Source organism: Rhodanobacter sp. OR92 (assembly GCF_000427545.1).
Classification (GTDB): Bacteria; Pseudomonadota; Gammaproteobacteria; order Xanthomonadales; family Rhodanobacteraceae; genus Rhodanobacter; species Rhodanobacter denitrificans.
In genome coordinates this window covers 98,480-122,170 of the sequence record NZ_ATYF01000013.1, presented here as the reverse complement: position 1 = coordinate 122,170, position 23,691 = coordinate 98,480, and the positions used below count along the sequence as shown (strand labels likewise).

The following is a 23,691-nucleotide window of genomic DNA, read 5'->3' as shown; positions in this document are numbered from 1 at the left end:
ACCTTCGCGTCGTAGGTCGATCGGATATCGGGGGTGGTGACATGACGTGGATAGTGGAGCTCAATGGTGACCAGCACAGCCTGTGCGAGCTGGAAGCGAGCTGTCGCGGCGAAGGCCCCATAGTGCTCGTCAGTGGACATTATCGGCTCGATTCGGCGCTCTTCGCGCAGGTCGATGACTACGAGTCAGCCGAGACCATCGCGCAACGGGAAGTCGGCTATCTGAACGGATACGCGAGACTGTTCCTGGCTACGCACTGGAAGATCGCGGTCGGCAACATCAGCCGAGAAGAGCCAGACAAGCCGAAGGTGCACTATGCGACGATTACGGACGGACTGGTGGTCTCCGCACGACTCGTCGGCATCAGGCTAGGTGATGACGAGGGCGTCTTCCAGGAGCCGGATCTCGGTCCGGGGCTCCGCGCATGGCGGGCTCTGGTGCAGGAGGAGCAGGTCGTCGCAGACGTGCAGCAGTACCTCCGGGGCCCCCTCGACGACTGGAGCAATCTGGGCCGCATCATCGAGGCCATTGAGCACGACGCCGGTGGCATTGACAAGCTAATTGCGACGGGCTGGATCGACGCGCGTTCGCTCAAACGCTTTCATGCGACCGCCAACAACCCGTTAGTCGCAGGCGTCACCGCCAGGCATGGCGCGCGCAAGTACAAGGCGCCTGGAAGCCCCATGGATACCCACGAAGCCCAAAGCCTAATCACGGGTATTGCGCGCAAGTGGATCATCGCCAAAATTGGCGCCACTGCCGGTGCCAGCGACGTCCCTCCGCTTTGAGTAGCGGGGCGGAAAACGGGGTCGGGTTCACTTAGTCCAACGCGGACTCTGGATCGGTAGCAACCACTGAACTCGAATAACCCGCATGGCGGCGTGCCGATCAAGATCTCTTGACCCTGCTGATCCATTTCATCGGCATGCGCTAGAGTGAGTCGGCCTCTCTTCACGAGTCCGCTTCTTGTCCACGCCGCGTCCAGTCTCCCCGGAACCGCGCCGAGCCCGTATCGTGCGCGGGCTGCTGTTCGCGGCCGGTGCGCTGTCACTGGCGCTTGCCGTGCTCGGCACGGTGTTGCCGGTGCTGCCGACGGTGCCGTTCCTGCTGCTGACCACTGCCTGCTGGTCGCGGGCGTCGCCGCGCTGGCATCGCTGGCTGCTGGCGCGGCCGCGGTTGGGGCCGGCGATTAAGCGCTGGGAGCGCGAGCGCACGATTCCGCGGCGGGCCAAGTTCAGCGCGGTCGTGCTGATCGTGCTGTCGATGGGCACGTCGATCTGGCTGCTGCGCGAGCACGCGTGGTTGCCGTGGGCGCTGGCGGGTGTGGCCGCGCCGGTGCTCGTGTTCATCCTGCGCCTGCGGGAAACGCGTGACGGCGCGTGATGAGGGATTGCCGGCGCAGTCTGCGGTGGCAGCTACTGACTGAGCCGCCGCCTCAGTGCGCCCGATCGTGCCGCGGCCAGCGCAGGTCGGCCACTACCGGGAAGTGGTCGGACGGGTAGCGGCCGTCCTGTTGCGTGGTGACGGTACGCACCGTGTCGGCGTGCAGGCCGCGGTAGAGAATCCAGTCGATGCGCCGGTCCGGCGTGCCGGTGAAATTGTGGAAGGTGGCTTCCGGGCCGCTGTGGGTGGTGGCGTCCAGCCAGGCGTCGTGCAGCAGTCCGGTGAGCAGCGCATGCGCGGGACTGGCCGGCGCGGTGTTGAAGTCGCCGGTCAGCACGATCGGCAGCGCCGCGGGCAGGGCCTGGAGGCGGCCGAGGATTTCCTGCGCCGCGCGGGTGCGCGCCGGTTCGTCCTGGTCGCGGTAGGGGAAGTGCGTGTTGGCGTAGTAGAAGCGCTGGCCGCTGGACTTCAGTTCGAACATCGCCCAGGTCACCATGCGCGGGAACGGATGCCCCCAGCTGATGCTGCCGGGCACGTCTGGCGTGTCGGACAGCCAGTAGTCGCCGGACTCCACTAGCTTGAGCCGGTCGGTGCGGTAGAACACGCCCATGTGCTCGTCGCCGTCGTCGCCGCGGCGGCCGCGCCCGAACCAGGTGTAATGCGTGAGCTTGCCGACCAGATAGTCGCCCTGCAGCTTGTACAGCTCCTGCGTGCCGATCAGGTCGGGCTGCTGTTCGCGGATGGTGCGCACCATCAGGTCGCGGCGCAGCTCCCAGCGGTTCGCACCGTCGTCGGGGCTGGGCAGGCGCACGTTGAAGCTCATCACGCGCAGCGTCTGCGCCGCGACCGGCCAGGCCGGTATGGACAGCATGGCTGCGGCAAGCAGCAAGTGGATGAGGCGCATGGCGGTTCCTTCGAACGCATCGGCACGGGAGGGTCGCCCTAGCATAGCGGTGCCACCGGGGTGATGATGAAGGCCACGCCGCATCCCAGGGCGCAGGATCATGCCGATGAAACCACGGTTCCGAATCATCCTGCTGCTGGTGGCGTGCGCCTTCGCCGCCGCGCTGCCGGCAAGGCAGGCGCCCGATGCGCAGCAGACGCAGGCCTACATCCACCGCGCGTGGGCCACGCTGACACGCTCGATGGACGACTGCTCGGCGCTGGGCGATCCCAAGCTGGGCGCGCCGTCGGTGCTGTACCTGCCGGCGAACCTGCCACCACCGCCGGAGCTGGCCGCGGTGAAGCGGCGCTGCAAGGTCGACGTGCAGGTGCTGCCGCGGGCGATCGGCCAGCTCGGCGACATCGCGCCGAGCGCGCTGGCGCGGCAGGGCCTGCTCTACCTGCCGCATCCGTACGTGGTGCCGGGCGGCTTCTTCAACGAGATGTACGGCTGGGACAGCTATTTCATCGTGCTCGGCCTGGTCGCCGACCACCGCGAGGCGCTGGCGCGCGACATGGTCGAGAACGCGCTGTTCGAGGTGCAGTACTACGGGGCGGTGCTCAACGCGAACCGAAGCTATTACCTCAGCCGTTCGCAGCCGCCGTTGCTGAGTTCGATGGTCCGCGCCGTGCTGGACGACCCGGACAGCTTCGGGAGCAAGGCCGCAGCGCATGCTTGGCTGGAACGCGCGTATCCGCTCGCCGTGCGCGACCACGCCACCTGGACGCGCAAGGAGCACCGCGCCGGCACCACCGGCCTGGCGCGCTACTACGACTACGGCGGCGCCGCGCCGGTGCTGGAGATGCGCGACAGCCGCTACCTGCGCGGCGTGATCGACTGGCTGCTCGCGCACCCGTCGCAGGATCCCGGTTATCTGGTCAAGGCCGCCGAGCATCCGGACGCGGCGGAAGCCGCGCGGCTCAAGACCGCCAGCTGCGACGTCGAGGCTTCGAAGGTCTGCGCCGGCGCCTGGTCGCAGGGCTACCGGCTGAGCGCGGACTACTACCTCGGCGACCGCGCGATGCGCGAGTCGGGTTTCGACACCACCTTCCGCATGGGCCCGTTCGGCGGCTCCACCCACCACTACGCGCCGGTCGATCTGAACAGCCTGCTATACCGCTACGAGCGCGACCTACATGACTTCGCCGCGCAGCTGGGGCATACGGCGGATGCTGCACGCTGGGCCGAGGTCGCCGCGGCGCGACGCGCGGCGATCGACACCTACCTGTGGCGCGCCGACCAGGGCATGTACATGGACTACGACTTCGTGCGCGGCAAGCCGTCCGACTACCACTTCGTTTCCACCTACTACCCGCTGTGGGCCGGCGCGGCGTCGCCGGCGCAGGCCGCGTCGCTGCGCGGCAAGCTCGCCCTGTTCGAGCGCAAGGGCGGCCTGCAGACCAGCGACCACGCCAGCGGCGCGCAGTGGGACGCGCCGTTCGGCTGGGCGCCGACCAACTGGCTGGCGGTGGCCGGGTTGGACGCCTATGGCTTCCACGACGACGCCCGCCGCATCGCGCGCGAGTTCACCGCCACCATCGAGCGCAGCCTCGCCGCCGACGGCACCATCCGCGAGAAATACAACATGGCCAGCGGCAACGCCGAGGTGAAGATCAGCGCCGGCTACACCGCCAACGTGATCGGCTTCGGCTGGAGCAACGGCGTGTACCTGAAGCTGCAGGCGCTGCTGCGCGAGCGCCCGGGCGATCGGTAAGCTGCGCCGTCGACACATCGGTCTCGGGCATAATCGCCGTTGCAGGGGACCAGGGGATACGCATCGCGGCACCGGCCGTCCGCCGGCCCGACCGTCGGGCCGCGGCCGTGCACGCGTCGCCCGTGCCCTCGTGCCCTCGTGCCCTCGTGCCAACAGCGGCGGGCAACCGCCTTGCGTCGTCCATCCACAGGGGAAAGGGAATGAATACCTACAATCCGTACGAGGCGCCGAAAGCCGACATCGCCGCGCCGCCGGCGAGCGATGCCGACATCGAGCAGGTGGCCGGTGCGCAGAAGCTGATCATCTTTTCGATCCTCGGCTATTTCGCCGGTGCCGCGGTGCAGACTTTCCTTGGCCCGGTCGGCGTGCTGGTGGTGCTGGGCGCGGTGCTCGCGGGGCTGGTCGGCACGTTCCGCCTGTGCGCGGGGCTGGGCTATTCGATGCCGGTGCGGGTGATCCTGATCGTGCTGATGTTCGTGCCGCTGGTCAGCCTGGTCGTGCTGCTGGTGCTGAACGCGAAGGCCACCGCCAGGCTGCGTGCAGCCGGCTATCACGTGGGGCTGCTGGGGGCGACGCGCTGAAGGCGACGCGCCGGCCGGCGTGCCTGCCGCCGGCGCGGATTCAGGGAGCGGCGAGGCTGGCGGTCATGGCGCGCCCGACGCTGCACTTGAGGTAGGGCGAGCCGCCCAGCCAGCGCGCATCGGGATAGTAGGAGAACACGTACTGGCCGCCCTTGAGCGCGTCGATCAGCGGCCGCGCGATCGCGTTGCGCACCGCCGGGCAGCCGTAGCTGCGGCCGATGCGGCCCTGCTGGCGGGCGAGTGCCGGGTTGACGTAGGCCGCGCCGTGGATCACCAGCGCGCGCTCCAGCGCGTGGTCGTTGGTGCCCGGCTCGAGGCCTTCCATGCGCAGCGAGTAGCCGTTGCGGCCGGCGTAGGTGCCCAGCGTGCGGAACAGGCCCAGGCTCGATTGCAGACTCTCCGGCGTGTTCGAGAATTTCGTGGCCAGGTTCTCGCCGGTGTTGCGCCCGTGCGCCACCAGCTCGTGGTACAGCAGCTTGCGCCGGGTCAGGTCGAACACCCACAGCCGCGGTTCGGTCGAAGGCTTCGAATAGTCGATCACCGCCAGCCGGTCGGACGGCGGCTGGCCCTGCGCGGCGGCACATTCGGTGGCGGCCAGCGCCAGCCCGATCACCTTGGGGTTCGCCTGCGGCGCGAGCTGGCTGAGCGCGTCCTGCAGCGACGGCGTGGCGGCGTGCACCGCGGCGAAACAGCCGGCGCAAAGCAACATCAGGATGGCGACGGGGCGCAGGAGTCGGCTCATCGGAACGGCTGGGTGGGGGACGGGTCGGGCATGCGGTCGTCGATGCTAGCAGCCCCCCGTTAAGAACCCGTCGGGCGGCGGCCGCTTGCGCGCGCAGGCGGCTGTGCTATGACAGGCCGGTCTTCCTTGCGCAGGGCCGTGCCGTGCCATCCAGATTTTTCCGTGTCGTTCGGGGCGTCGCCATGCTGGGCTTGCTGCTGGGAACGGCATTGCACGCGCAACAGCCTGCGCCCGAGCCGCCGCCGGGACCGGTGGCCGAGCAGATCCGCGAACGCATCGAGCAGTGGCGCGCTGCGCATGCCGATGCCGCCGCGGCCCAGGCGCCCGGCAACGCGGTGGCAGCGTTCTACGAACAGAACCGGTTCGCGCCGGCATGGACGCAAGCGGGCAATCTCGACCAGTTGCTGGCCGCGCTGCGCGACATGGCCGGCGACGGCCTCGGCCCGGAAGACTATGCGCTGACCGAACTGCAGCGTCGGCGCGCCGTGCTCATCGACCCGCAGGCCACGGCGCAGCAGCGCGCACAGTTCGACCTGCTGGCCACCGATGCCTGCTTCGCCGCGCTGCTGCACCTGTATCGCGGCAAGGTCGATCCGGCCACGCTGGACACGCACTGGAACTTCGACCCGCGCCAGCTCGACCAGGCGCGGGGCCTGCAGGCGGTGCGCGAGGCGCTGGCACAGGGCACCATCGGCGCGCTGTTCGCGCGGGCGCGGCCGCAGCACCCGTACTACGCCCAGCTGCGCACCGCGCTGGCGAAGCTGCGCGAGGTGGCGGCGCAGGGCGGCTGGCCCGCGATCGCCGACGGCCCCACGCTGAAGCCGGGCAGCCGCGATGCGCGCGTGCCGGCGCTGCGCCGGCGCCTGCAACTGGCCGGCCATGCGCTGGGCGACGCCGCGGACGACCGCTACGACCCGGCGCTGGAGGCCGCGCTGAAACAGTTCCAGCGCGAACAGTACCTGGCCGCGGACGGCCACCTGGGCAAGGCCACCCTGGCCGCGCTGAACGTGCCGGTCGCCGCGCGCATCGAGCAGCTGCGCGCGAATCTGGAGCGTGCGCGCTGGCTGCTGCACCAGCTGCAGGGTGATTTCGTGGTGGTCGACATCGCCGGCTACCAGGTCGCCTACTACAGGGACGGCAAGCCGGTGTGGCGCTCGCGCGTGCAGGTGGGCAAGCCGTACCGCAGCACGCCGGTGTTCAAGTCGGCGATCACCTACCTCACGCTCAACCCGACCTGGACGGTACCGCCGACCATCCTGAAGAACGACATCCTGCCCAAGCTGCGCAAGAACCGGGGCTACCTCGCCGCCAACCGCATCCGCGTGCTGGACGGCCAGGGCCGCGAGCTGGCGCCCGCCAGCGTGGACTGGGCCAACCCGCGCGGCATCGTGCTGCGCCAGGACGCCGGCCCGGGCAATTCGCTGGGGCGGCTGGTGATCCGCTTCCCCAACGACTACGCGGTGTACATGCACGACACCCCGCACCAGGAACTGTTCGCCAGCGAGCGGCGCACCTACAGTTCCGGCTGCATCCGGGTGGAACGCCCGCGCGAACTGGCCGAGCTGCTGCTGGACGATCCGCTGCACTGGAACCGCGCGGGGATCGACCGCGCGATCGACACGCTGCAGACGCAGACCGTGATGCTGCCCAAGCCGGTGCCGCTGCTGCTGGCGTACTGGACGGTGGACCTGCGCGAGGACGGCCGCGTCGGCTTTCGTCCGGACGTGTACCGGCGCGACCCGCCGCTGCTCGCCGCGCTGGCGCGCCCGCGGGTGTCGCCGTGGCTGCCGGCGGCCGCCACGGCTCCCGTGCCGGCGCAGCCCTGAGGCAAAAAAAAGCCGCGTCGGCGGGAGTGCCGGACGCGGCCAAGCTTGGGACCGATCCACTGCCAGTGCATCGGGCGCCGGTCGCGGAGCGGTCCGCGCCGGCCCGGGCAGTGTGCCGAGCGTAGGTCTCACCGTTCGGGATTGCCCTGATCCCGGTCAGGGCGCCCGGGCGGGGCGCCGGTCACCATCGCGCCCGGCGGATGTGCCGCCCTCAACCCTGGAGATCGTACCGATGCTGTTCCAAGTGAAGGATTTTGCCGGTGACACCGGCGCCATCGCCGCCATCCTGCGTGCCCATGACGCCACCGCGAAAGTCACGGGCGATGCCGTCGCCGGGCAGATCGACGTGTCGGCACAGCTGACCTCCGGCCAGGTCGTCACCGCCCTGCACGAGGCAGGCTACGAGGCCGTGCGCGTGTCCGAGCCGCGGCAGATCCACGTCAGCGGCGGCAGCACCTGCTGCGGCAGCTGCTCATGAGCCGCTGACGTCCTCGCCGCGCGGCCGCGTGCGCGGCTTGCGCGGCCCCGGCGCGGAATGCCGGCCCTGCGCCGCGTCGATCGCGTCGATCCAGCCGGCGCGCGCGGCGGGGAACGCGTCCGCGTAGGGCACGTACGGCTTGATGTCGAGGATCGGCGTGCCGTCCAGCAGGTCCACCCCGCGCACGCGCAGCGCGCCTTCCTCCACCGCCACCAGCTCCACCGCCGACAGTCCGATCGCGTTCGGCCGGTGCGGCGAGCGCGTGGCCAGCACGCTGCGCTTGCCGCCGCCGCGCGGCGGGCGCACCTCGGCCTTCCAGCCCTCGCTGCGGTGGAAGGCGAACAGCAGCCAGATCCGCTCGAAGCCGGCCAGGTCGCGGAACGCCGCCGCGGGAAAGCCCGCCACGAACTCGACCACCGCCTCGGCCGCCGCCAGCGTCTCGGTGCCGGCGACCACGGTGGGCTGGTGCGGCGCGTCGATGCGCTGCGCGTACGGCGAGCGCACGAAGGCGATCGGATGGCAGGACAGGACGTGCAAGCTATCGGGCGCGGTGCTCATTGCGGCATTATCGCTCCTTCGCCCCGCTTCCCCCGCCGAGGACGCCATGAAATATCTCGTGATGATCTACTGCGACGACGCCCTGCTGGACGCGCTGCCGGAAGGCGAGTTCGACACCCTGATGCACGGCTGTTTCACCAAGGCCGATGCCCTGCGCGCGAACGGACGGCTGCATGATTCGCAGCAGCTGGAGGCGCCCTCGACCGCGCGCACCGTGCGCGTGCGCGAGGGCCGCACCAGCGTGGTCGACGGCCCGTTTGCCGAAACCAAGGAATACCTGGGCGGCTTCAACCTGATCGAGGCCGCCGACATGGACGAGGCGGTGCGCATTGCGCAGGCCTTCCCGTGGTCGCGCACCGGCGCGATCGAGATCCGCCCGGTGCGCGACATGGATGCGGTCAGGCGGCGGGTGGGCGCGTGAGCATGCGCGACGACGACGATTTCGATACCGGCCCGGACTTCGACGAGGAGGACGACTCGGTCGAGGCGAAGGTCTGGCAGTTGCTGCTGCTGATCAATCCCGGCGACGAGGAAACCGCGCTGCAGCAGTTCGCGGACTACCGCGAGGCCGCGGCGGAGGCCGCAGACGCGGAGCCGGTCGAGCTGATCGGCCGGGTGATCGACTGGCGCTCCGGCTTCATGGTCGACGAGCACGACCTGCGCGCGCTGGTGCAGGCGCTGGACGAGCTGAGCGCGCGCTGGAACCTGTCGATCGACTGGAACGGCGACCCGGACGACGACGACTTCTTCGACGACACCGACGCGGGCAGCCTGCTCGGCCTCGCCTACGACCGTCTGGCCGAATCCGGCTACACGATGTGGTCGTGGGAAACCGCCGACGGTGCCTGCGCCGGCTGGATCACCCTGAGCCGCGACAACGAGCCGATGCGCGAACTGGCCACGGCGCTGCACATCAACCTGCGCCTGGGCAGCGACTTCGGCTGAGCCGCGGAACAGAAAGGGAACGGCACGACCATGCTGCAATTGATCGGTTTCGACGGCGACGACACGCTGTGGCACAGCGAAGGCTATTACCGCCAGGCCGGCGACGCGTTCGCCGCGATCATGGCGCGCTACGTGGACCTCGGCGACCGGCACGTGCACGACAGCATGCTGGCCACCGAGCAGCGCAACCTCAAGCTGTTCGGCTACGGCGCCAAGGGCATGGCGCTGTCGATGGTGGAAACCGCGATCGCGGTCTCGGGCGGCCGCATCAGCGCCGCTGACATTCACGCGCTGGTCGAGCTGGGCAAGACCGTGCTGCAGCATCCGGTGGAACTGCTGCCCGGCATCCGCGAGGCGGTCGAGGCGGTGGCGCGAAGCTACGACGTGGTGCTGATCACCAAGGGCGACCTGTTCCACCAGGAAAAGAAGGTGGCCGAGTCCGGCCTGGCCGACCTGTTCCGCCGCATCGAGATCGTCTCGGAGAAGGACGCCGCCACCTACCGCCGCGTGCTGGGCGAGTTCGACCTGCAGCCGGCGCAGTTCGCCATGGTCGGCAACTCGCTGCGCTCGGACATCGAGCCGGTGCTGCGCCTGGGCGGCTGGGGCGTGCACCTGCCGTACCACGTGACCTGGGCGCACGAGCTGGAGAACGGCCTGGCCGCCGACGAGCCGCGCATGCTCACGGTGGACGCGCCGGCGGCGATCCCGGCGGCGCTGGAACGGCTGCGCGCATTGGCCGGTGCCGCGGCGTAAGGCAGGCATCGCCCGCCGCTCGCCTAGTCGTCGAAGCCGGTGTAGCCCTCGGGGAAGATCGGCGTGCCGTCCGCTTCCAGGCCGGTCATGTCGGCCAGCGCCCTGGCGGCGGCGGCTTCGGCGAGGCCCTTGTCGCGGAAGCTGCGGTTCTCGCAGATCGCGTAGTACACCGGGTAGCCGTGGCGGCGCGGGGTGACCGCCAGCCAGGCCGCATAGCGCGAGCCTTCCAGCGTGGCGCCGGAGCGGCAAAGGTAATCGTCGAACTCGCGCTCGGCCATGGTCGTCGGTTCCGCCCGGAAAGCCTGCATTGTATCGAGTGGACAGCGTGTCTCGCGCAGCCGGCGAGGTGGATCCATCGAACCCGTCGGTCCCGATCAGCTAGGATCCCCTGGCTGCAGCCGAGGTGACCCGTATCCGTCCACCGCATGACAGCGCAGGTCGCCATGCTCCGTGACCCTGGAAAACGACAAGGATGAATCGATGAAGTGGGGTCTTGCCTTTTGTTTCCTGGCCGTATCGACCGCTGCCGGAGCCGTTGTCATCCGGGCAGACCTTGATGATGCCAGATATCGGGTTCCGGCTTCGGCATTCCCCGCGCTGGTCGACATGCCCGGCGAGGGACATGGCGTCCTGATCGCGCCGCGGTGGGTCGTGACCGCGGCTCACGCCGCGCCCATGCCGATGCAGGGCATGGAGAACGAGGTATCTGTCGGCGGCGTGGCGCGCAGGATCAAACGTGTCGTCACGTATCCCGGCTACAGGAAACTGCCCAACCGGCTGGTCACGGAGGCATTGGCCTCCGGCGACTTGTCCAGGGTGTCTGCCTTTCTCGCATCGTCCAACGACATCGCGCTGATCGAACTTGCATCGCCGGTGACGGAGGTGACTCCCGTTCCCCTCTATCGCGGGAAAAAAGAAGTGGGGATGACCGTGCAGCTCGTGGGCAAGGGCGTCACGGGCAATGGCGCCGGAGGCCAGGATCCCCACGGCTCGCATCGCAGCGTCTTGCGCCACGCCTTCAACGTGATTGCCGGTGCCGACGCGCGTTACGTCTGGTATCGATTCGATGCGCCGCCGTCCGCCCTGCCGCTTGAAGGCATCACGGGAAGCGGTGACAGTGGCGGTCCCCTGCTCATCGGGGATGGCCATTCAAGGCAACTCGTCGGCCTGGCCTCCTGGAGCAGATATCCGCCGGACCATCCATTCTGGAGAAAATGGGCACCGGGCCGCCCGTTCGTGGAAGGTCTTTACGGCGAGATTGGGTACGCCGTTCGCATCTCAGGCTACGTCCCGTGGATCGAAGGCGTGATGTCAGCGCCTGCGGGTGGCCGTACGCAGCATCAGGCAGCGGAGGCTGGCGACTCGAACCCGCCGACGGACATGCGCCACTGATCAGGGCACCGGCAAACGGACGTCCAGAAAGCTGACCATCGCGGTTGGCTGGAATGGGCGGCTTCTGCCGGTCGACGCCGGCCGTCGGCTGGTCCCGTCGGTCGGCGGTCAGGTCAGCGCCGACCGGTCGCGTGATGCAATCGCTCCGGTGCGATCGTTGCGGGCGTGCGGGGTGGCGCGCCCGCCCTCGACCCCGATGGTCGGTTCCGCTCGGAAAGCGTGCAGTGCACCGTGCGGCCCGCTTGCCTCATCATGGCGCAATGACCCTTGCCGAACCGCCCGTGCCGCGCATCGTGCTGGACACCAACGTGTGCCTGGACCTCTTCCTGTTCCGCGACGCGCACTCCGCGGCGCTGCACGTGGCGATGCAGCAGGGCACGATCGAGGCGGTGACGCGCGCCGACTGTCGCGACGAATGGCGGCGCGTGCTGCACTACCCGCAGCTGCCGGTTACCGGCGCCACCCGGCCGGCGATCGAGGCCGCGTTCGATGCGCTGGTGCGCTGCCTGCCCGATGACCTGGCCATGGCACCGGCCGCGCCGCCGTTGCCGCACTGTGCCGATCCGGACGACCAGAAGTTCCTGGAGCTGGCGCAGGCCTCGGGTGCGCGCTGGCTGGTCAGCAAGGACAACGAACTGCTGAAGCTGGCGCCGCGCTGCGCCCGCGACGCGCTGTTCTGGATCGGCCTGCCGCAGGCATGGTCGTTGCGCAAGGGGTGAGCGTCGCAGCGCCGCCGCTACGGCGTCGTGGTGTACTTGGGCTCCCCCGTCTGCCGGGACGCACCATGCTCACGCCACACGCCATCGACTGCCCGTACTGCGGCGAGCCGATCGAAGTACTGATCGACGCCTCGATTCCCCGCCAGCGCTACATCGAGGACTGCCAGGTGTGCTGCCGGCCGATCACGCTCGACGTGGAGACCGACGTGGACGGCGAGCCGCAGGTGCGCGCCTCCGGCGAGAACGACGCCTGAAGTTCAGGCAAGTGCCCACTCCGCCGACGCGGCGATGCCGATGCCCTGCGCCAGCAGCGTGGCGCGGGTGGCCGCGTCGCCGGCCGGCGTGACCGGGCGGCTCAAGTCCCACAGCACGCTGGCGCGCAGGCCCAGTGCCTGCGCGTCCTGCGCGGTCCACAGCACGCATACGTCGCGCGCCAGCCCGCACACGAACACCTCCTGCACGCCGCGCTCGCGCAGCCAGCCGGCCAGCCCGGTGCTGGGCCGCGTGCCGTGCGGGCCGTGGTTCTCGCGGAAGCCGCTGTAGGAATCCACGGTGCTGTCGCTGCCCTTGCGGATCACCGCATCCAGCGCCGACCAGTCGACGTCCGGATGCAGCGCGGCGCCGGGCGTGCCTTGCACGCAATGCTCCGGCCACAGCGTCTGCGGCTGGCCGTACAGCGCAATCTGCTCGAACGGCGCGCGGCCGGGATGCGAACCGGCGAACGAGACGTGCCCGCGCGGGTGCCAGTCCTGGGTGGCCACCACGTGGCGGAAGCGGTGTGCGCGCAGCAGCGCGTCGAGGCCCGGCACGATCGCGTCGCCCTCGTGGCAGGCCAGCGCGCCGCCGGGCATGAAGTCCGGCTGCACGTCGACCACGATCAGTGCGGCATGGGGCGAGAAAGCTTGGCTCATGGCGTGGGGCGCAGGAAGGAGCGGTCAAGTCTAGCGCGCGGATGCGAGCCGTCGGCATGGCCCATAATGCGCGCTGCAGCGGCAACGCGGTTCAGGGGCAGGCGATGCAGTACGACCAGTCGTGGATGGGTTACGGGATCGTCGGCGGACTCCAGGCCGGCCTGATCTCGGCCGCGGCGGGGCTGGCGCTGTTTTTCGTGTTCCACGGACTGGGCCGGCGCCACGGCTGGGGCTGGGGCCCGCCGATCGGCTGGAGCTTCCTGCTGGCGAGCGCGCTGACCGCCAGCGGCGACCTGTGGAACCTGTTCTATTTCAACTACGGCCGGCTGCAGTCGCTGCAGCTGCTGAAGGTGAAGCTGGCCGAAGTGCACGACCCGGACAGCATGGGCCTGCGCGCGCTGTGCGAGCTGCTTGGCGTGGTGCTGGGCATCTACGTCGGCTGGGCGCTGGCCAGCGGCGACTGGCGCCGGCGCTTCGGCGGGCGCAGGTGATTCCTCAGCGCGCCGGCAGCTGGTGCGCGAACATCCACGGCCACAGTGCCTGCGTGGCATACGCGGCCTGCCAGGAAGCGTGCCTGACGCCGGCGAATTCGGTATAGCGCACCTCGGCGCCACGCGCCTGCAGCGCGGCGTGCATGCGGCGCGATTCCTCCGGCGGCACCACGTCGTCGAGCGCGCCGTGGAAGATCCACACCGGCAGCGTGCCGAGGTGGGCGGCGAGCCACGCATACGGGTCGCCGGCCGTGGCGGGGATGCCCTGCACGCGCAGGTCGGCGTGGTCGTTCGGATGGCGGATGCCGCCGCAGACGATCGCGGCGGCGGCAAACATGCCGGGGTGGTCCAGCGCGATCTGCCAGGCGCCGTAGCCACCCATCGACAATCCGGTGAGGTAGAGCCGCCGGCGGTCGCCGTGCCATTCGCCGATGCTGTCGTCCAGCGCCTTGAGCGCCATCTGCTCGATCGCGCCGTTCCAGCGGCTGCCGGCCGGTGCCTGCGGGATCACCACCACGGCCGGGAAACCCGCGCCGTGTTCGGCCAGCCACGGTGGCAGGCCCTGACCGAGCTGGGCACGGTTGTTCTTGCCGCGCTCGCCGCTGCCGTGCAGGAACAGCACCACCGACCATGCGCGTTTGGCCGTCCAGCCGTCCGGTACGAAGACCCGGTAGCGATAGGTGGTGCCGTGCAGTTCCAGCGAGCGCTCGACGAAGCGAGTCGGTTCGCCGGCGTGTGCGGCCAGGCTCACGGCCATCAGGCACAGCAGTAGGGCAAACTGGCGCATGGCGGGGTGCTCCTACAGTAGCGGGTCGAACAAGCGTGCCACATGCATCGCCACCCGGTGCAGGTAGGGCGCCTCGCGGTATTCGCGTTCGTCGATGGCCTTGGCGCGGGCGAAGTCCGCGTTGAGCATCGCCGCCACCTCGGCGGCGAAGGCGTGATCGACGGCGAGGGCGGCGACCTCGAAGTTGAGCCGGAACGAGCGGCTGTCCAGGTTCAGGCTGCCGATCGCGGCGGTGTCGCGGTCGATCAGCAGCGCCTTCTGGTGCAAAAAACCGGGCTGGTAGCGGAACACGCGGATGCCGGCGCGTACGGCAGCGTAGGCGTGCAGGGTGGAGGCGAGGAACACGGTGCGGTGGTCCGGCCGCGCGGGGATCAGCACGCGCACGTCCACCCCGCGCAGCACCGCCAGCTGCAGCGCCGCGCGCACCGCGTGGTCGGGCACGAAGTACGGCGTGCTGAGCCACACGCGCTGGCGCGCCGCGTTGATCGCGGCGGCGAAGAACAGCGAGCCGGTTTCCTGCGGATCGGCCGGGCCGCTGGCCACCACCAGCGCACTGGCCTCGCCGTCGGCGGGCGGCGACGCCAGCAGTGGCGGCGGTGCGCCGGTGATCCATTGCCAGTCCGCGGCGAACAGCTGCTGCAGGTCGGCCACCGCCGGCCCGGCGAGTTCCAGCTGGGTGTCGCGCCACGGCGCCAGCGGCGGTTTCAGGCCGAGGTATTCGTCACCCACGTTGAGCCCGCCGACGAAGCCGCGCGCGCCGTCCACCACCAGAATCTTGCGGTGGTTGCGGAAATTCAGCTGGAAGCGGTTGCGCCAGCGGTGGGTGGCGAAGCGGTGGATCGCCACGCCGCCGGCGCGCAGCTCGTCGACGTAGCGTTGCGGCAGCGCATGGCTGCCGATGCCATCGAACAGCACGTACACGCGCACGCCGGCCGCGGCGCGCTCCAGCAGCACCCGCTGCAGGCGCCGGCCCAGCGTGTCGTCGTGGATGATGAAGAACTGCACCAGCAGACAATGCTTGGCCGCAGCCATCGTGCCGAGCATGGCGTCGAAGGCGGCTTCACCGTCGATCAGCAGGCGCAACCGGTGGCCGCCGCGGAACGGCCGTCGCTGCAGCGCGCTGATGGCGGCGTAGCGCTCGCAGCCCGGGTCGAGCGGCGGCGCGGCACCGGCGGCCCCGGCCTGCGTGGATGCCGCTGGTGCATGGTGCCCGGCGCGATAGCCGAGGAAGCGGCTGGAACCCAGGTACAGGTAGGGCAGCAAGGTCACGTACGGCAGCAACAGCAGGCCGAGCGTCCAGCCGATCGCGCCCTGCGGGGTGCGCGCGTGCATCACCGCGTGCATCGCTGCCAGCAGGCCGAGCAGGTGCGCCACGGCGATGCAGGCGGTGAGCACGCTGGCAGTCATCGCGGGCGCCGCGGCCGCTCAGTCGCCCAGCAACTGGTCGGCCAGGTGGCGCGCCTGCTGGCGGATCTCCGGCATCGCGGTGGATTCCCACAGCGTGCCGCGCAGCAGGCTGCCGATGGCGAACAGGTTCGGCCAGTACTGCTCGCCGTGGCGCAGGTGGCCGTCGCCGTCGGCCTGCACGCCGAGGCCGAGCGGGTCGGCGGCGATGTGCGCGTTGGTGAGCAGCTGGCTGACCAGCCGGTGGTTGCAGCGGCGCAGGTCGGTCTCCAGGCCTACGGTCTGGATCACCAGGTCGGCGTCCAGTACATGGGTTGCGCCGGCGTGGCCCACGGTCAGTTGCAGCACGTCGCCGGCGACGTCCACCGCGTGCACGCGTCCGCACTGGCGCTGCAGCCGGCCGTCACGTTCCAGCGCGGCGATCGTCTCGCGCACCTGCGGCGGCATGCGGTGCCGCACGCGCTCCCACGCCCAGCGCGCATGGCGCATGAAGCGCGCGCGCTGTTCCGGCGACAGCTCGGCCCACAGCGCGGGCAGGTGCGGGCGCAGGCTGTCGACCACGGCGCGCCATTCGGTGCCTTGCTGGGCGATCGCCTCGCGCAGCAGGCGCATCCAGCGGCGGATCTCCGGCGCGTCGCGCATCGCCTCGACCAGCGCGGCGCCGTCGTCGGCGGGCGCGGCGGCGGCGTGCAGATGCGCTTCGGGGAAGCGGCCGTGGCGGGAGATCGCGACGAATTCGGCCTGCGGCCATCGCGCGGACAGTTCCAGCAGCACGTCGACCGCGGTCAGCCCCAGCCCGATCAGCACCACCTTGCGCGGCGGCGGCTGCCGCTCGGCGAGCTGGGCCAGCAGGCGCCAGGGGTCGACCACGTAGCGGCCGCTGGCGAGGGCGGCGGCGCTGACGCCGGCCAGCGGCTGCGGCGGCAGCGCGCCCAGCGCCAGCACGGCAGCGTCGGCCGGGTGGCTTTCCTCGCCATGGATCACGGTGATGCCGCCCGACTCGGGCACCAGTGCGTCGACCGCGAATGGCAGGATGTTGACGTGGTGCCCGCGCGCCTTGCCCTGCTGCAGCGCGCGCGCCACTTCCGCCTCGAGGTAGTCGCCGTAGCGGCGGCGCGGCAGGAAGTCGGTGCCGGCGATGGCGGGATCGTCGCGTTGCAGGAAATCCAGGAAGCCGCGCGGCTTGCCGGCGAACATGCTCATCGAGGCCGCCCGCACGTTCAGCAGGTGGCGTTCCGAAGCGGTGCCGTAGGCCACTCCGCGCGCCGGTGGGCCGCCGCCGGTGAACCAGTCCAGCTGCAGCGGCTGCGGCGATTCGCGCTCCAGCAGCTCGCTGAGCAGCGTGGCAGCCGCGGCACCGCCGCCGATGATGGCGACCCGTCGAAACATGGAACTCCCCGTGCGTGTGGTGGCGGGCGGATCAGCCGGGCAGGCGGCCGGCGATGGCGCTGTGCCGTGGCTGCGCGCTCCAGCGCCCGGCGGGGTCGAGCTGCCCGCCGGCAAAGTGCTGCGCCGGCTCGCCGCTGCAGACGTGCAGCGAGAGCGCCGTGTCGTGCCGCGACAGGTTGCGGCAGCGCCGCGCCAGTCCGTGTTCGCCCTCGAACCAGATGCCGTCGCCCGGGCCGAGCCAGTTGCGGCCGTGCAGGCTCAGCTCGCCGGACGCGTCGTCGCAGCGGTAGGACTGCACTTCCAGCGCGCCCACCAGCGCCATGTCCAGGCCCCACAGGCCGGCGGGGTCATGCACCGGCGCGGCGTGGTTCGGCGGCCAGGCCAGTACCAGCACGCTGACCGGCGGCTTGCCGCGCTCGGCCAGCAGCCAGCGTTCGAAACCGTGCCGGCGCTGGCTCAGCCGGCCCAGCCGGTGGGCCAGCGCCGCGGCATCCTGATGCACCACGCGGCCCAGTTCGCGCGCCATCGTGGCGAGGTCGGGGCGTTCGACGCCGGCGTGCTCGAGCGCGATCGCGCGCAGGGTTTTCAGGAGAGGCTGGTGCTTGCCCATGCGTGGAGCCCGGCAGGGTGAATGGGCGCCAGTGGAGCATGCATATCGTTAAAGCCACGTAAGCCGGCGGCATCGCCGCAGGCACTCGCGCCACGGTCATCCGCCCGTCGCGGCCGCCGGGCGGATGACCGCGGCGAAAGCGCTACTCGCGCAGGTCGAACGTCACCGGCACCCGTGCCCAGGCGCGCACCGCCCGCCCGTTCACCATCGCCGGCTGGAACTGCCAGCCGGCCAGCACCTGCTCGACGGCGCTATGGTCGAGCAGCAGGTAGCCGCTGCCGTGCTCCACCGACACCTGCACCGGCTTGCCGGTCTCGTCCACCAGCACGCGCAACAGCACCGTGCCCTGCATGCGTTGCTGCAGGGCGCGGGTGGGGAAGCGCAGCGGGGCGGAGCGGTAGGCCAGGCTGGCCTCGACCGGTGCCGTCAGTGCCGGCCCTGGCGTCGTAGCGCTTGGTAGCAGGGGCGGTGTGGCGACCGGTGGCACGGCGACGGCGCCTTCGGTGCTCGGCACGACCGCCGGCGGGTTGGCCGGCAACGGCGGCGTGTGCGCGACCGGCACGGCGGGCGGATGCGGCAAGGGCGTCATCTCGACCGGCGGCGGTGGAGGCAGGGGTGGTGTCGGCTCGACGAAACGGATCGTGGGTATCGGGTTGATCTGTTCGATCGCATGGAAAAACGCCGGGCCGGTCGGCCGCGAGGCGATCACGATCACGGCAAGGTTGAGTGCGATCGCGGCACTGATGGCGGCGATGCGTGCGCGGTCGGGGTGGGTACGATGAGCTACGGCCAGGCTTGCGGACGACATGGCGACCTCCTGACTTCGGTGGGATGTTGCGGCGGTCACGCTGCGCGGGCAGGGGGATCGTGCCGTCGCGATGGCAGCGTATGCCTGCGGAATGCGCTTGCGCAAGCGGACGGCTGGATGGCCAAATGCGGGATCGTGGCGGCGCGGCCGTGACCGGCAAAAAAAGCCCCGCGGAGAGGCGGGGCGGAAGGCGGATGGCCGGGGAGCGCACAGCCACCGGCAAAATCGTGCGCTGCGGCTGCAGCGGTCCGCCGTGGAATCCTCGTGAAGACGGTCTTCATGCCGGTCCTCGCCGCGGGTGCCATGCTCCTGCAGCCTTCGGCCGCGGCGCCGGTGCTGACCAGGGGCAAGGTCTCGCTGCGCTCGGCGGCAGGGGCGCGGGCCGGAACCTGGGCGTGGCGTTCGGTGCGTTCATCATCGAATAACGTGACGGCGTACCGGCGCGGCCATGCGCCACGATAGGCAGGCGCGGGCACACCCGGTTAAGGTATGCCCACGCGCCTCGCATTGCCCAGGAGTCCCCCATGTCCGCCACATCCGGCACGGTGATCCCGCGCTACAGCTTCGGCGACGAGCTTGCCAGCATCATCATCCACGGCCTCGGCATCGTGCTCAGCATTGCCGGCCTGGCGACGCTGGTGGCGTTCGCCGCGCTGCACGGCAATGCATTGACCGTGGTCGCCTGCGCGGTGTTCGGCACTTCGCTGGTGCTGCTGTACACCGCGTCCACGCTGTACCACTCGATTTCCGTGGCGGCAGCCAAACCGGCGTTGCGCATGCTCGACCACATCGCGATCTATGTGCTGATCGCCGGCACCTATACCCCGTTCACCCTGGTCGCCCTGCCCGGAGCATGGGGCTGGAGCCTGTTCGTGGCGGTGTGGGCACTGGCGCTGGCCGGCAGCGCGCTGGAGCTGGGTCTGCTCAAGCGTTACCACAAGCTGGCGGTGCTGCTGTACGTGGGCATGGGCTGGATCGGCATGGTCGCGTTCAAGCCGCTCAGCGAGCATCTGCAGACCGGCGGCACCGCACTGCTGCTCGCCGGCGGGCTGGCCTATACGCTGGGCGTGCCGTTCTACCTGTGGCGGCGGCTGCCGTACCACCATGCGCTGTGGCACGTGTTCGTGCTGGCCGGCAGCGTGCTGCACTTCCTGGCCGTGCTGCTGTACGTGATTCCCGACCCGGCGTGAGCCTGCCGCCGGACCTAGCGGCGCGGCGCCGCGAACTGGAGGACGCGGCCACCCACCTGGGCCGGCCGCACGAGTTGCGCTTCCAGCCGATGTTCGGCGGGCTGATGGCGTACCTCGGTGAAAAGCCGTGCGCGTGGCTGACCCCCGGCGGGCTGGCCTTGAAACTGGCGCCGGCGGATCAGCCGGCGCTGTTGCGGATCGAAGGCACCGCGCGACTGGTCGCCAAGCCAGGCGCCGCGCCGAGCCGGCACTACATCGTGCTGCCCGCCGCGCTCAGCCGCGACACCGCGCGGCTTGCCGGCTGGCTGGCGAAGAGTGTGCGGCGGTGACGGTCACGGTTTCTGCCGGGCCGGAATGAACTGCGTGCGCACCGCCTCGGCCAGCTGCTCCGGCGGCAGCAGGCCCTGGCCGATCACGAAATCGTTGAAGGCCAGGCGGTCGAACTTCGGGCCCAGCGCCAGCTCGGTCTGCAGGCGCAGCTGCTGCAGGCGCAGGTAGCCGTAGAAGTACGCGGTGGCCTGGCCGGGCGAATCGTAGGTGTAGCGGTTGATCTCCTGCGTGGCGAGCGCGTCGGACAAGCCCACCTCATGCATCAGGATCTGCTTGGCACGCTCGGGGGTGATCAGGCCGAGATTGAGCATCGGGTCGAGATACGCGCGCGCGGCGCGCTGCAGGCGCGCCTGCAGCGCGGCGAACTGCCCAGCTGGCGGCTCGTACGGCAGCATCTCGGACTCGGCGTACAGCGCCCAGCCTTCCACGTTGACGCTGTTGAACGCGAACAGGCTGCGCGCCAGCGAGACGCCGCGCTCGACCATCGCGGCGAACTGCAGCTCGTGGCCGGGGCGGCCCTCGTGTGCGGTCAGCGTCCACGCCGCGGCCTTGTAGGTGAAGTCGTCATAGGCCTGGGTCGGGTCGCCGTTCTTGCCCGGGTTGCCCATGGTCAGCACGAAGGTGCCTTGCTCGCCTTGGTTGTTGATGAACGGTGGCGGGTCCATGTGCGGCGCCGGCACCTGCGCGGCTTCCGCGTCGGAGGCCAGGCGCATCTGCATCTTGCGCTGCGGCAGGGTGACGATGCGCTCGCGGCGGATGATGTCCTCGATGTGGCCGAGCACCTGGTGGTACCACGGCTCCACCTGGTCCCGACCCAACTGGTCCTTCTTCAGTGCCTTGAGCACCGCGCGGTAGTCGGTGGCATCGATGCCCTCGGCCTTCGCCACCACCGGCGCCAGCACCTGCATCATGCCTTGCAGCTCGACGAACTCCAGCTGCGCCTGTTCCATCAACTGCTGCGGCGGGATGTCGATGCCGACCTGGCGCAGGTTGTAGGCGTACAGCGGCTCGGGCAGGCGGAAGTCGGCGCGGGCGCGCGGCAGCACGGTGCGGCGCACCCAGCCGTCGTACGCCTGCAGCTGGGCGTCCAGCGCGTCCAGCGCAGCCTTGCCCTGGGCATCGTCCAGCTTGTATTTGGCGAACAGCTGGCGGATGCCTTCGACATAGCGCGACGTGTTGGCGAGCTTCTGCTCGACCTCGCCCTTGTACGGGCCGAGCAGTGCCTTGTCGCCGAGCCGGGCAAGGGTCTGCGCCTTCGCCTGCTCGGCGATCGGCGTGCAGCCGGGTGCCTTGCCGACGTAGCACTGCAACCGCTTCAGTGCCGACGGGCGGCGCGCGGCGGCCACGTCATCCTTCAGCAGGCTGAATTCGCCGCCGAACACCAGCTCGCCGACATCGGTGTACGGCAACAGGTATTTGCGATTGAGGTCGATGCCCTCGATCTGCCCGGCGGTGGCCTTGATCAGGATCTGCAGGTCCTGCCGCACGTTGGCGTCCCGCTCCGCCGCCAGCCGGGTCTGCAGCTTCGCCTTGGCCGCCACCAGCGCGGCGCGCGAGCGCTGGTCCACGCCGGGGCGCAGGTCGGCAACCTTGTCGTCGTAGCCGGATACACCGACCTGCGAGGCGAACTCCGGGCTGAAACGGGCGATCTGGTCGAGCAGGATCTGCGAGTCGGCGTTGCTGCGGGCGATCCACGCCGGCGGCGAGGTCTGCGCGTGCAGCGAACCGGTCGTGGCCAGCAGGGCGGCGAGGGCGAGGACAATGCGTCGGGACATGGAGGTTCTCCTGGGAGGCTCCAAGTCTGCAGGCACGCGGCGTCGACGCCATGTGCCGAAGGTCGGGCGTGTCAGCCGAACAGCATGGCCAGCCCGAACAGGCCGACCATCACGAACGAGAGCACCACCTTCACCAGGGTGCCGAGCAGCAGGCCGAGCCAGGTGCCGACGCCGACGTGGGCCGAGCGCAGCACGCTGGTGCCGGAGGCCAGCTCGCCGGCGAGCGCGCCGAGGAACGGCCCGAACAGCAGCCCCGGGATGCCGAAGAACATGCCGACCAGGGTGCCCAGCCCGGCGCCCCACAGCGCCCGCTTGCTGGCACCGACGCGCTTGGCGCCGAGCGTGCCGGCGACGAAGTCGACGATCACCCCGAGCGTGCCCAGCGCACCGATGAGCAGCAGCCACCACAGGCCCAGGTGCCGGTAGCCGTCCACTGCCGCGACCAGCCAGATGCCGCCGAACAGCATCGGGATGCCGGGCAGCGCCGGCAGCACGGCGCCGGCCAGGCCGCCGACGATCAGCAGCGCGGCGAGGAGGTAGAGCGCGATGTCCATCATGGGTTTCCGTTGGCGCGGCCGCACGACCATGGTGAGTGGACAGACTATGGCATGCCGCCGCGCGCCGTGGCGCCGCATTCGCGGCCGCGGTCTGTCATGGGAGCGCACCTGTGCACGGTGGCTCTTCGTCACGTGAACAAGAGCGTTGCGCACAGGGTGCGCTCCTGCACTCATTTCTCCACGAAGGCCCGCTCGATCACGTAGTCGCCCGGTTCGCGCGTGCGCGGCGAGGCCTGGAAGCCGCGGCCGTCGAGCAAGGCGCTGAGGTCGTCCAGCATGGCCGGGCTGCCGCACAGCATCACGCGGTCGGTGGCCGGGTTCAGCGGCGGCAGGCCGGTGGCTGCGCTCAGCCTGCCGTTGACGATCGCATCGGTGATGCGGCCCTGGTGGCGGAACGGCTCACGCGTCACGGTCGGGTAGTAGATCAGCTTCTCGCGCACCAGCTCGCCCAGGTAGTCGTGCCGTGGCAGCTGGTGTTCCAGATAGTCGGCGTAGGCGAGGTCCTCGACCCGGCGCACGCCGTGGGCCAGCACGATCCTGTCGAAGCGCTGGTAGGTGTCCGGGTCGCGGATGACGCTCATGAACGGCGCCAGCCCGGTGCCGGTGCCGAGCAGGTACAGGTGCTTGCCGGGCTTGAGGTCGGTCAGCACCAGGGTGCCGGTGGGCTTGCGCGTGACGATCAGCGGGTCGCCGGGTTGCAGGTGCTGCAGGCGCGAGGTGAGCGGGCCGTTCGGCACCTTGATCGAGAAGAACTCCAGGTGTTCCTCCCAGCTGGCGCTGGCGATCGAGTAGGCGCGCAGCAGCGGACGGCCGTCCGTCTCCAGCCCGATCATCACGAACTGGCCGCTGTCGAAGCGGAAGCCCGGGTCGCGCGTGGTGCGGAAGGAGAACAGGTTGTCGTTCCAGTGCCGCACGTCGATCACGTGCTCGGTTGCCATTGCCACCATGGTCGGTCGTCTCGCCTTGTTGCGCCGTCGGGGAAGTCGCCCGCCGGGCCATCCGGCAGGCCGGAGAGGGGGACTCGCGGGGAGGGCGGCCACGGCCGCGGTGCCTTGCGAGCGCCGGGATGGGCGCGGCGACAGGCGCCTAGGATACGCGAGTGGGCGGGAGCGCGCCCATGCCTGGGCGCGGTGGTGCCGGGGCTTGCGGCATCGTGCCACGCCGCCGGCCCTGGCCGGGAGTCGGGGCGAAGGGGCGGTCGGGTGACCGGCCGCCATTTCCGGGGCGGGACGAGGCGATGGCCTAGGCCGGTGAGCCGCCGGGTACTACGCCGGCAGCAGCCGGGGACGACAGCAGGAACATGACTTGGACTGCAGCGCCGAAACTGCGCATACTCCATCGTCGCCGATGATCCGGTGCGCCAGTACCGGATCGCGATGGATGCCAGGGGGATTTCGCTGCACGC

At 70.3% G+C, this 23,691-nt stretch carries 28 protein-coding genes; 15 read left to right on the top strand and 13 right to left on the bottom strand.

Translation table 11 applies throughout. The annotated features are described in order from the left end of the window. The first annotated feature begins 41 nt into the window (after positions 1-41). Together RHOOR92_RS0108000 and RHOOR92_RS0107995 are read left to right on the top strand one after the other, a co-directional pair. The gene (locus RHOOR92_RS0108000) at positions 42-788 is read left to right on the top strand and encodes a hypothetical protein (protein WP_015446693.1); all 747 of its coding nucleotides are present in this window, start codon (positions 42-44) and stop codon (positions 786-788) included. Between the two features lie 226 nt (positions 789-1,014). After that, a complete protein-coding gene (locus tag RHOOR92_RS0107995) occupies positions 1,015-1,383 on the top strand; it encodes a YbaN family protein (protein ID WP_015446694.1) in 369 nt (122 codons plus the stop codon). 52 nt (positions 1,384-1,435) lie between these two features. Here RHOOR92_RS0107995 and RHOOR92_RS0107990 read toward each other — a convergent pair whose 3' ends face one another. Next, the gene (locus RHOOR92_RS0107990; protein WP_015446695.1) at positions 1,436-2,287 is read right to left on the bottom strand and encodes an endonuclease/exonuclease/phosphatase family protein; all 852 of its coding nucleotides are present in this window, start codon (positions 2,285-2,287) and stop codon (positions 1,436-1,438) included. Between the two features lie 106 nt (positions 2,288-2,393). On the opposite strand from RHOOR92_RS0107990, the gene RHOOR92_RS0107985 reads away from it, so the two are divergent. Beyond that, positions 2,394-4,040: a trehalase family glycosidase gene (locus RHOOR92_RS0107985; RefSeq protein WP_027485813.1), complete on the top strand. Its 1,647-nt coding sequence runs from the start codon at positions 2,394-2,396 to the stop codon at positions 4,038-4,040. A 200-nt stretch (positions 4,041-4,240) separates the two neighbouring features. Next, positions 4,241-4,621 (top strand): hypothetical protein, encoded by a 381-nt coding sequence (locus tag RHOOR92_RS0107980; RefSeq protein WP_015446697.1) that lies wholly within the window; start codon positions 4,241-4,243, stop codon positions 4,619-4,621. A gap of 40 nt (positions 4,622-4,661) precedes the next feature. Here the strand turns inward: RHOOR92_RS0107980 and RHOOR92_RS0107975 are convergent, their stop codons facing one another. Beyond that, positions 4,662-5,330: a murein L,D-transpeptidase catalytic domain family protein gene (locus RHOOR92_RS0107975; RefSeq protein WP_231378351.1), complete on the bottom strand. Its 669-nt coding sequence runs from the start codon at positions 5,328-5,330 to the stop codon at positions 4,662-4,664. A 215-nt stretch (positions 5,331-5,545) separates the two neighbouring features. On the opposite strand from RHOOR92_RS0107975, the gene RHOOR92_RS0107970 reads away from it, so the two are divergent. Both RHOOR92_RS0107970 and RHOOR92_RS0107965 read left to right on the top strand, forming a co-directional pair. Next, positions 5,546-7,189, top strand: a complete 1,644-nt coding sequence (locus RHOOR92_RS0107970; protein WP_015446699.1) for a L,D-transpeptidase family protein — start codon at positions 5,546-5,548, stop codon at positions 7,187-7,189. 232 nt (positions 7,190-7,421) lie between these two features. After that, positions 7,422-7,667: a hypothetical protein gene (locus RHOOR92_RS0107965; RefSeq protein WP_015446700.1), complete on the top strand. Its 246-nt coding sequence runs from the start codon at positions 7,422-7,424 to the stop codon at positions 7,665-7,667. On the opposite strand, the gene tsaA is transcribed toward RHOOR92_RS0107965, so the two are convergent. After that, entirely contained in the window at positions 7,662-8,225 is a 564-nt protein-coding gene (gene tsaA / locus RHOOR92_RS0107960) for a tRNA (N6-threonylcarbamoyladenosine(37)-N6)-methyltransferase TrmO (RefSeq protein ID WP_015446701.1), read from the bottom strand. The genes RHOOR92_RS0107965 and tsaA overlap by 6 nt on opposite strands. A 46-nt stretch (positions 8,226-8,271) precedes the next feature. Here tsaA and RHOOR92_RS0107955 point away from each other — a divergent pair, with 46 nt between their 5' ends. From RHOOR92_RS0107955 to RHOOR92_RS0107945, 3 genes are read left to right on the top strand one after another with little or no spacing between them, the layout of a single operon-like run. Beyond that, positions 8,272-8,646, top strand: coding sequence for a YciI family protein (locus RHOOR92_RS0107955; protein ID WP_007511662.1), 375 nt, complete (start codon positions 8,272-8,274; stop codon positions 8,644-8,646). 2 nt (positions 8,647-8,648) lie between these two features. After that, complete coding sequence (locus RHOOR92_RS0107950) at positions 8,649-9,170, top strand: hypothetical protein (RefSeq protein ID WP_015446702.1); 522 nt, start codon at positions 8,649-8,651, stop codon at positions 9,168-9,170. 30 nt (positions 9,171-9,200) lie between these two features. Further along, entirely contained in the window at positions 9,201-9,923 is a 723-nt protein-coding gene (locus RHOOR92_RS0107945; RefSeq protein ID WP_007511659.1) for an HAD family hydrolase, read from the top strand. 23 nt (positions 9,924-9,946) lie between these two features. Here the strand turns inward: RHOOR92_RS0107945 and RHOOR92_RS0107940 are convergent, their stop codons facing one another. Next, positions 9,947-10,201 carry a hypothetical protein gene (locus RHOOR92_RS0107940; RefSeq protein ID WP_007511657.1) on the bottom strand — a complete coding sequence of 85 codons (255 nt, stop codon included), beginning with the start codon at positions 10,199-10,201 and terminating at the stop codon, positions 9,947-9,949. A 202-nt stretch (positions 10,202-10,403) separates the two neighbouring features. On the opposite strand from RHOOR92_RS0107940, the gene RHOOR92_RS0107935 reads away from it, so the two are divergent. The 3 genes from RHOOR92_RS0107935 to RHOOR92_RS0107925 all read left to right on the top strand — a co-directional run bounded on the left by RHOOR92_RS0107935 (position 10,404) and on the right by RHOOR92_RS0107925 (position 12,288). Then, a complete protein-coding gene (locus RHOOR92_RS0107935) occupies positions 10,404-11,315 on the top strand; it encodes a trypsin-like serine protease (protein WP_015446703.1) in 912 nt (303 codons plus the stop codon). A 260-nt stretch (positions 11,316-11,575) separates the two neighbouring features. Continuing rightward, positions 11,576-12,034 (top strand): putative toxin-antitoxin system toxin component, PIN family, encoded by a 459-nt coding sequence (locus RHOOR92_RS0107930; RefSeq protein ID WP_015446704.1) that lies wholly within the window; start codon positions 11,576-11,578, stop codon positions 12,032-12,034. 65 nt (positions 12,035-12,099) lie between these two features. After that, on the top strand, positions 12,100-12,288 hold the full coding sequence (locus tag RHOOR92_RS0107925; RefSeq protein WP_007511652.1) for a CPXCG motif-containing cysteine-rich protein: 189 nt from the start codon (positions 12,100-12,102) through the stop codon (positions 12,286-12,288). Positions 12,289-12,291: 3 nt separating this feature from the next. Here RHOOR92_RS0107925 and pncA read toward each other — a convergent pair whose 3' ends face one another. Then, a complete protein-coding gene (gene pncA, locus RHOOR92_RS0107920; protein ID WP_015446705.1) occupies positions 12,292-12,945 on the bottom strand; it encodes a bifunctional nicotinamidase/pyrazinamidase in 654 nt (217 codons plus the stop codon). Between the two features lie 56 nt (positions 12,946-13,001). On the opposite strand from pncA, the gene RHOOR92_RS0107915 reads away from it, so the two are divergent. Further along, complete coding sequence (locus RHOOR92_RS0107915; protein WP_081491651.1) at positions 13,002-13,436, top strand: hypothetical protein; 435 nt, start codon at positions 13,002-13,004, stop codon at positions 13,434-13,436. 4 nt (positions 13,437-13,440) lie between these two features. Here RHOOR92_RS0107915 and RHOOR92_RS0107910 read toward each other — a convergent pair whose 3' ends face one another. The 5 genes from RHOOR92_RS0107910 to RHOOR92_RS0107890 all read right to left on the bottom strand — a co-directional run bounded on the left by RHOOR92_RS0107910 (position 13,441) and on the right by RHOOR92_RS0107890 (position 18,434). Beyond that, positions 13,441-14,223, bottom strand: a complete 783-nt coding sequence (locus RHOOR92_RS0107910; protein ID WP_027489995.1) for a prolyl oligopeptidase family serine peptidase — start codon at positions 14,221-14,223, stop codon at positions 13,441-13,443. Positions 14,224-14,235: 12 nt separating this feature from the next. Next, complete coding sequence (gene cls / locus RHOOR92_RS0107905; protein ID WP_027489994.1) at positions 14,236-15,630, bottom strand: cardiolipin synthase; 1,395 nt, start codon at positions 15,628-15,630, stop codon at positions 14,236-14,238. Between the two features lie 18 nt (positions 15,631-15,648). Then, complete coding sequence (locus RHOOR92_RS0107900; RefSeq protein ID WP_015446708.1) at positions 15,649-17,016, bottom strand: FAD/NAD(P)-binding protein; 1,368 nt, start codon at positions 17,014-17,016, stop codon at positions 15,649-15,651. A gap of 31 nt (positions 17,017-17,047) precedes the next feature. Continuing rightward, positions 17,048-17,626 (bottom strand): cysteine dioxygenase, encoded by a 579-nt coding sequence (locus tag RHOOR92_RS0107895; protein ID WP_007514701.1) that lies wholly within the window; start codon positions 17,624-17,626, stop codon positions 17,048-17,050. Between the two features lie 142 nt (positions 17,627-17,768). Continuing rightward, positions 17,769-18,434: an energy transducer TonB gene (locus RHOOR92_RS0107890; protein WP_007514703.1), complete on the bottom strand. Its 666-nt coding sequence runs from the start codon at positions 18,432-18,434 to the stop codon at positions 17,769-17,771. 524 nt (positions 18,435-18,958) lie between these two features. Here RHOOR92_RS0107890 and RHOOR92_RS0107885 point away from each other — a divergent pair. Both RHOOR92_RS0107885 and RHOOR92_RS0107880 read left to right on the top strand, forming a co-directional pair. Then, positions 18,959-19,624, top strand: a complete 666-nt coding sequence (locus tag RHOOR92_RS0107885) for a hemolysin III family protein (protein ID WP_007514705.1) — start codon at positions 18,959-18,961, stop codon at positions 19,622-19,624. After that, on the top strand, positions 19,621-19,953 hold the full coding sequence (locus tag RHOOR92_RS0107880; protein ID WP_007514707.1) for a TfoX/Sxy family protein: 333 nt from the start codon (positions 19,621-19,623) through the stop codon (positions 19,951-19,953). The genes RHOOR92_RS0107885 and RHOOR92_RS0107880 overlap by 4 nt, the downstream gene beginning before the upstream one ends. Positions 19,954-19,956: 3 nt before the next feature. Here the strand turns inward: RHOOR92_RS0107880 and RHOOR92_RS0107875 are convergent, their stop codons facing one another. The 3 genes from RHOOR92_RS0107875 to RHOOR92_RS0107865 form a co-directional block, all read right to left on the bottom strand. After that, on the bottom strand, positions 19,957-21,729 hold the full coding sequence (locus RHOOR92_RS0107875) for a DUF885 domain-containing protein (protein ID WP_027489993.1): 1,773 nt from the start codon (positions 21,727-21,729) through the stop codon (positions 19,957-19,959). A 71-nt stretch (positions 21,730-21,800) separates the two neighbouring features. Next, entirely contained in the window at positions 21,801-22,283 is a 483-nt protein-coding gene (locus tag RHOOR92_RS0107870) for a DUF456 family protein (RefSeq protein ID WP_027489992.1), read from the bottom strand. A gap of 173 nt (positions 22,284-22,456) precedes the next feature. Continuing rightward, positions 22,457-23,233 carry a ferredoxin--NADP reductase gene (locus RHOOR92_RS0107865; protein WP_007514713.1) on the bottom strand — a complete coding sequence of 259 codons (777 nt, stop codon included), beginning with the start codon at positions 23,231-23,233 and terminating at the stop codon, positions 22,457-22,459. Between the last annotated feature and the right edge of the window lie 458 nt (positions 23,234-23,691).

Bases quoted from the DNA above. Each gene is read 5' to 3' on its own strand.
- RHOOR92_RS0108000 (WP_015446693.1), top strand. From the start codon at position 42: ATGACGTGGATAGTGGAGCTCAATGGTGACCAGCACAGCCTGTGCGAG.
- RHOOR92_RS0107990 (WP_015446695.1), bottom strand. From the start codon at position 2,287: ATGCGCCTCATCCACTTGCTGCTTGCCGCAGCCATGCTGTCCATACCG.
- RHOOR92_RS0107985 (WP_027485813.1), top strand. From the start codon at position 2,394: ATGAAACCACGGTTCCGAATCATCCTGCTGCTGGTGGCGTGCGCCTTC.
- RHOOR92_RS0107980 (WP_015446697.1), top strand. From the start codon at position 4,241: ATGAATACCTACAATCCGTACGAGGCGCCGAAAGCCGACATCGCCGCG.
- RHOOR92_RS0107975 (WP_231378351.1), bottom strand. From the start codon at position 5,330: ATGTTGCTTTGCGCCGGCTGTTTCGCCGCGGTGCACGCCGCCACGCCG.
- RHOOR92_RS0107970 (WP_015446699.1), top strand. From the start codon at position 5,546: ATGCTGGGCTTGCTGCTGGGAACGGCATTGCACGCGCAACAGCCTGCG.
- RHOOR92_RS0107965 (WP_015446700.1), top strand. From the start codon at position 7,422: ATGCTGTTCCAAGTGAAGGATTTTGCCGGTGACACCGGCGCCATCGCC.
- tsaA (WP_015446701.1), bottom strand. From the start codon at position 8,225: ATGAGCACCGCGCCCGATAGCTTGCACGTCCTGTCCTGCCATCCGATC.
- RHOOR92_RS0107955 (WP_007511662.1), top strand. From the start codon at position 8,272: ATGAAATATCTCGTGATGATCTACTGCGACGACGCCCTGCTGGACGCG.
- RHOOR92_RS0107950 (WP_015446702.1), top strand. From the start codon at position 8,649: ATGCGCGACGACGACGATTTCGATACCGGCCCGGACTTCGACGAGGAG.
- RHOOR92_RS0107945 (WP_007511659.1), top strand. From the start codon at position 9,201: ATGCTGCAATTGATCGGTTTCGACGGCGACGACACGCTGTGGCACAGC.
- RHOOR92_RS0107940 (WP_007511657.1), bottom strand. From the start codon at position 10,201: ATGGCCGAGCGCGAGTTCGACGATTACCTTTGCCGCTCCGGCGCCACG.
- RHOOR92_RS0107935 (WP_015446703.1), top strand. From the start codon at position 10,404: ATGAAGTGGGGTCTTGCCTTTTGTTTCCTGGCCGTATCGACCGCTGCC.
- RHOOR92_RS0107930 (WP_015446704.1), top strand. From the start codon at position 11,576: ATGACCCTTGCCGAACCGCCCGTGCCGCGCATCGTGCTGGACACCAAC.
- RHOOR92_RS0107925 (WP_007511652.1), top strand. From the start codon at position 12,100: ATGCTCACGCCACACGCCATCGACTGCCCGTACTGCGGCGAGCCGATC.
- pncA (WP_015446705.1), bottom strand. From the start codon at position 12,945: ATGAGCCAAGCTTTCTCGCCCCATGCCGCACTGATCGTGGTCGACGTG.
- RHOOR92_RS0107915 (WP_081491651.1), top strand. From the start codon at position 13,002: ATGGCCCATAATGCGCGCTGCAGCGGCAACGCGGTTCAGGGGCAGGCG.
- RHOOR92_RS0107910 (WP_027489995.1), bottom strand. From the start codon at position 14,223: ATGCGCCAGTTTGCCCTACTGCTGTGCCTGATGGCCGTGAGCCTGGCC.
- cls (WP_027489994.1), bottom strand. From the start codon at position 15,630: ATGACTGCCAGCGTGCTCACCGCCTGCATCGCCGTGGCGCACCTGCTC.
- RHOOR92_RS0107900 (WP_015446708.1), bottom strand. From the start codon at position 17,016: ATGTTTCGACGGGTCGCCATCATCGGCGGCGGTGCCGCGGCTGCCACG.
- RHOOR92_RS0107895 (WP_007514701.1), bottom strand. From the start codon at position 17,626: ATGGGCAAGCACCAGCCTCTCCTGAAAACCCTGCGCGCGATCGCGCTC.
- RHOOR92_RS0107890 (WP_007514703.1), bottom strand. From the start codon at position 18,434: ATGTCGTCCGCAAGCCTGGCCGTAGCTCATCGTACCCACCCCGACCGC.
- RHOOR92_RS0107885 (WP_007514705.1), top strand. From the start codon at position 18,959: ATGTCCGCCACATCCGGCACGGTGATCCCGCGCTACAGCTTCGGCGAC.
- RHOOR92_RS0107875 (WP_027489993.1), bottom strand. From the start codon at position 21,729: ATGTCCCGACGCATTGTCCTCGCCCTCGCCGCCCTGCTGGCCACGACC.
- RHOOR92_RS0107870 (WP_027489992.1), bottom strand. From the start codon at position 22,283: ATGGACATCGCGCTCTACCTCCTCGCCGCGCTGCTGATCGTCGGCGGC.
- RHOOR92_RS0107865 (WP_007514713.1), bottom strand. From the start codon at position 23,233: ATGGTGGCAATGGCAACCGAGCACGTGATCGACGTGCGGCACTGGAAC.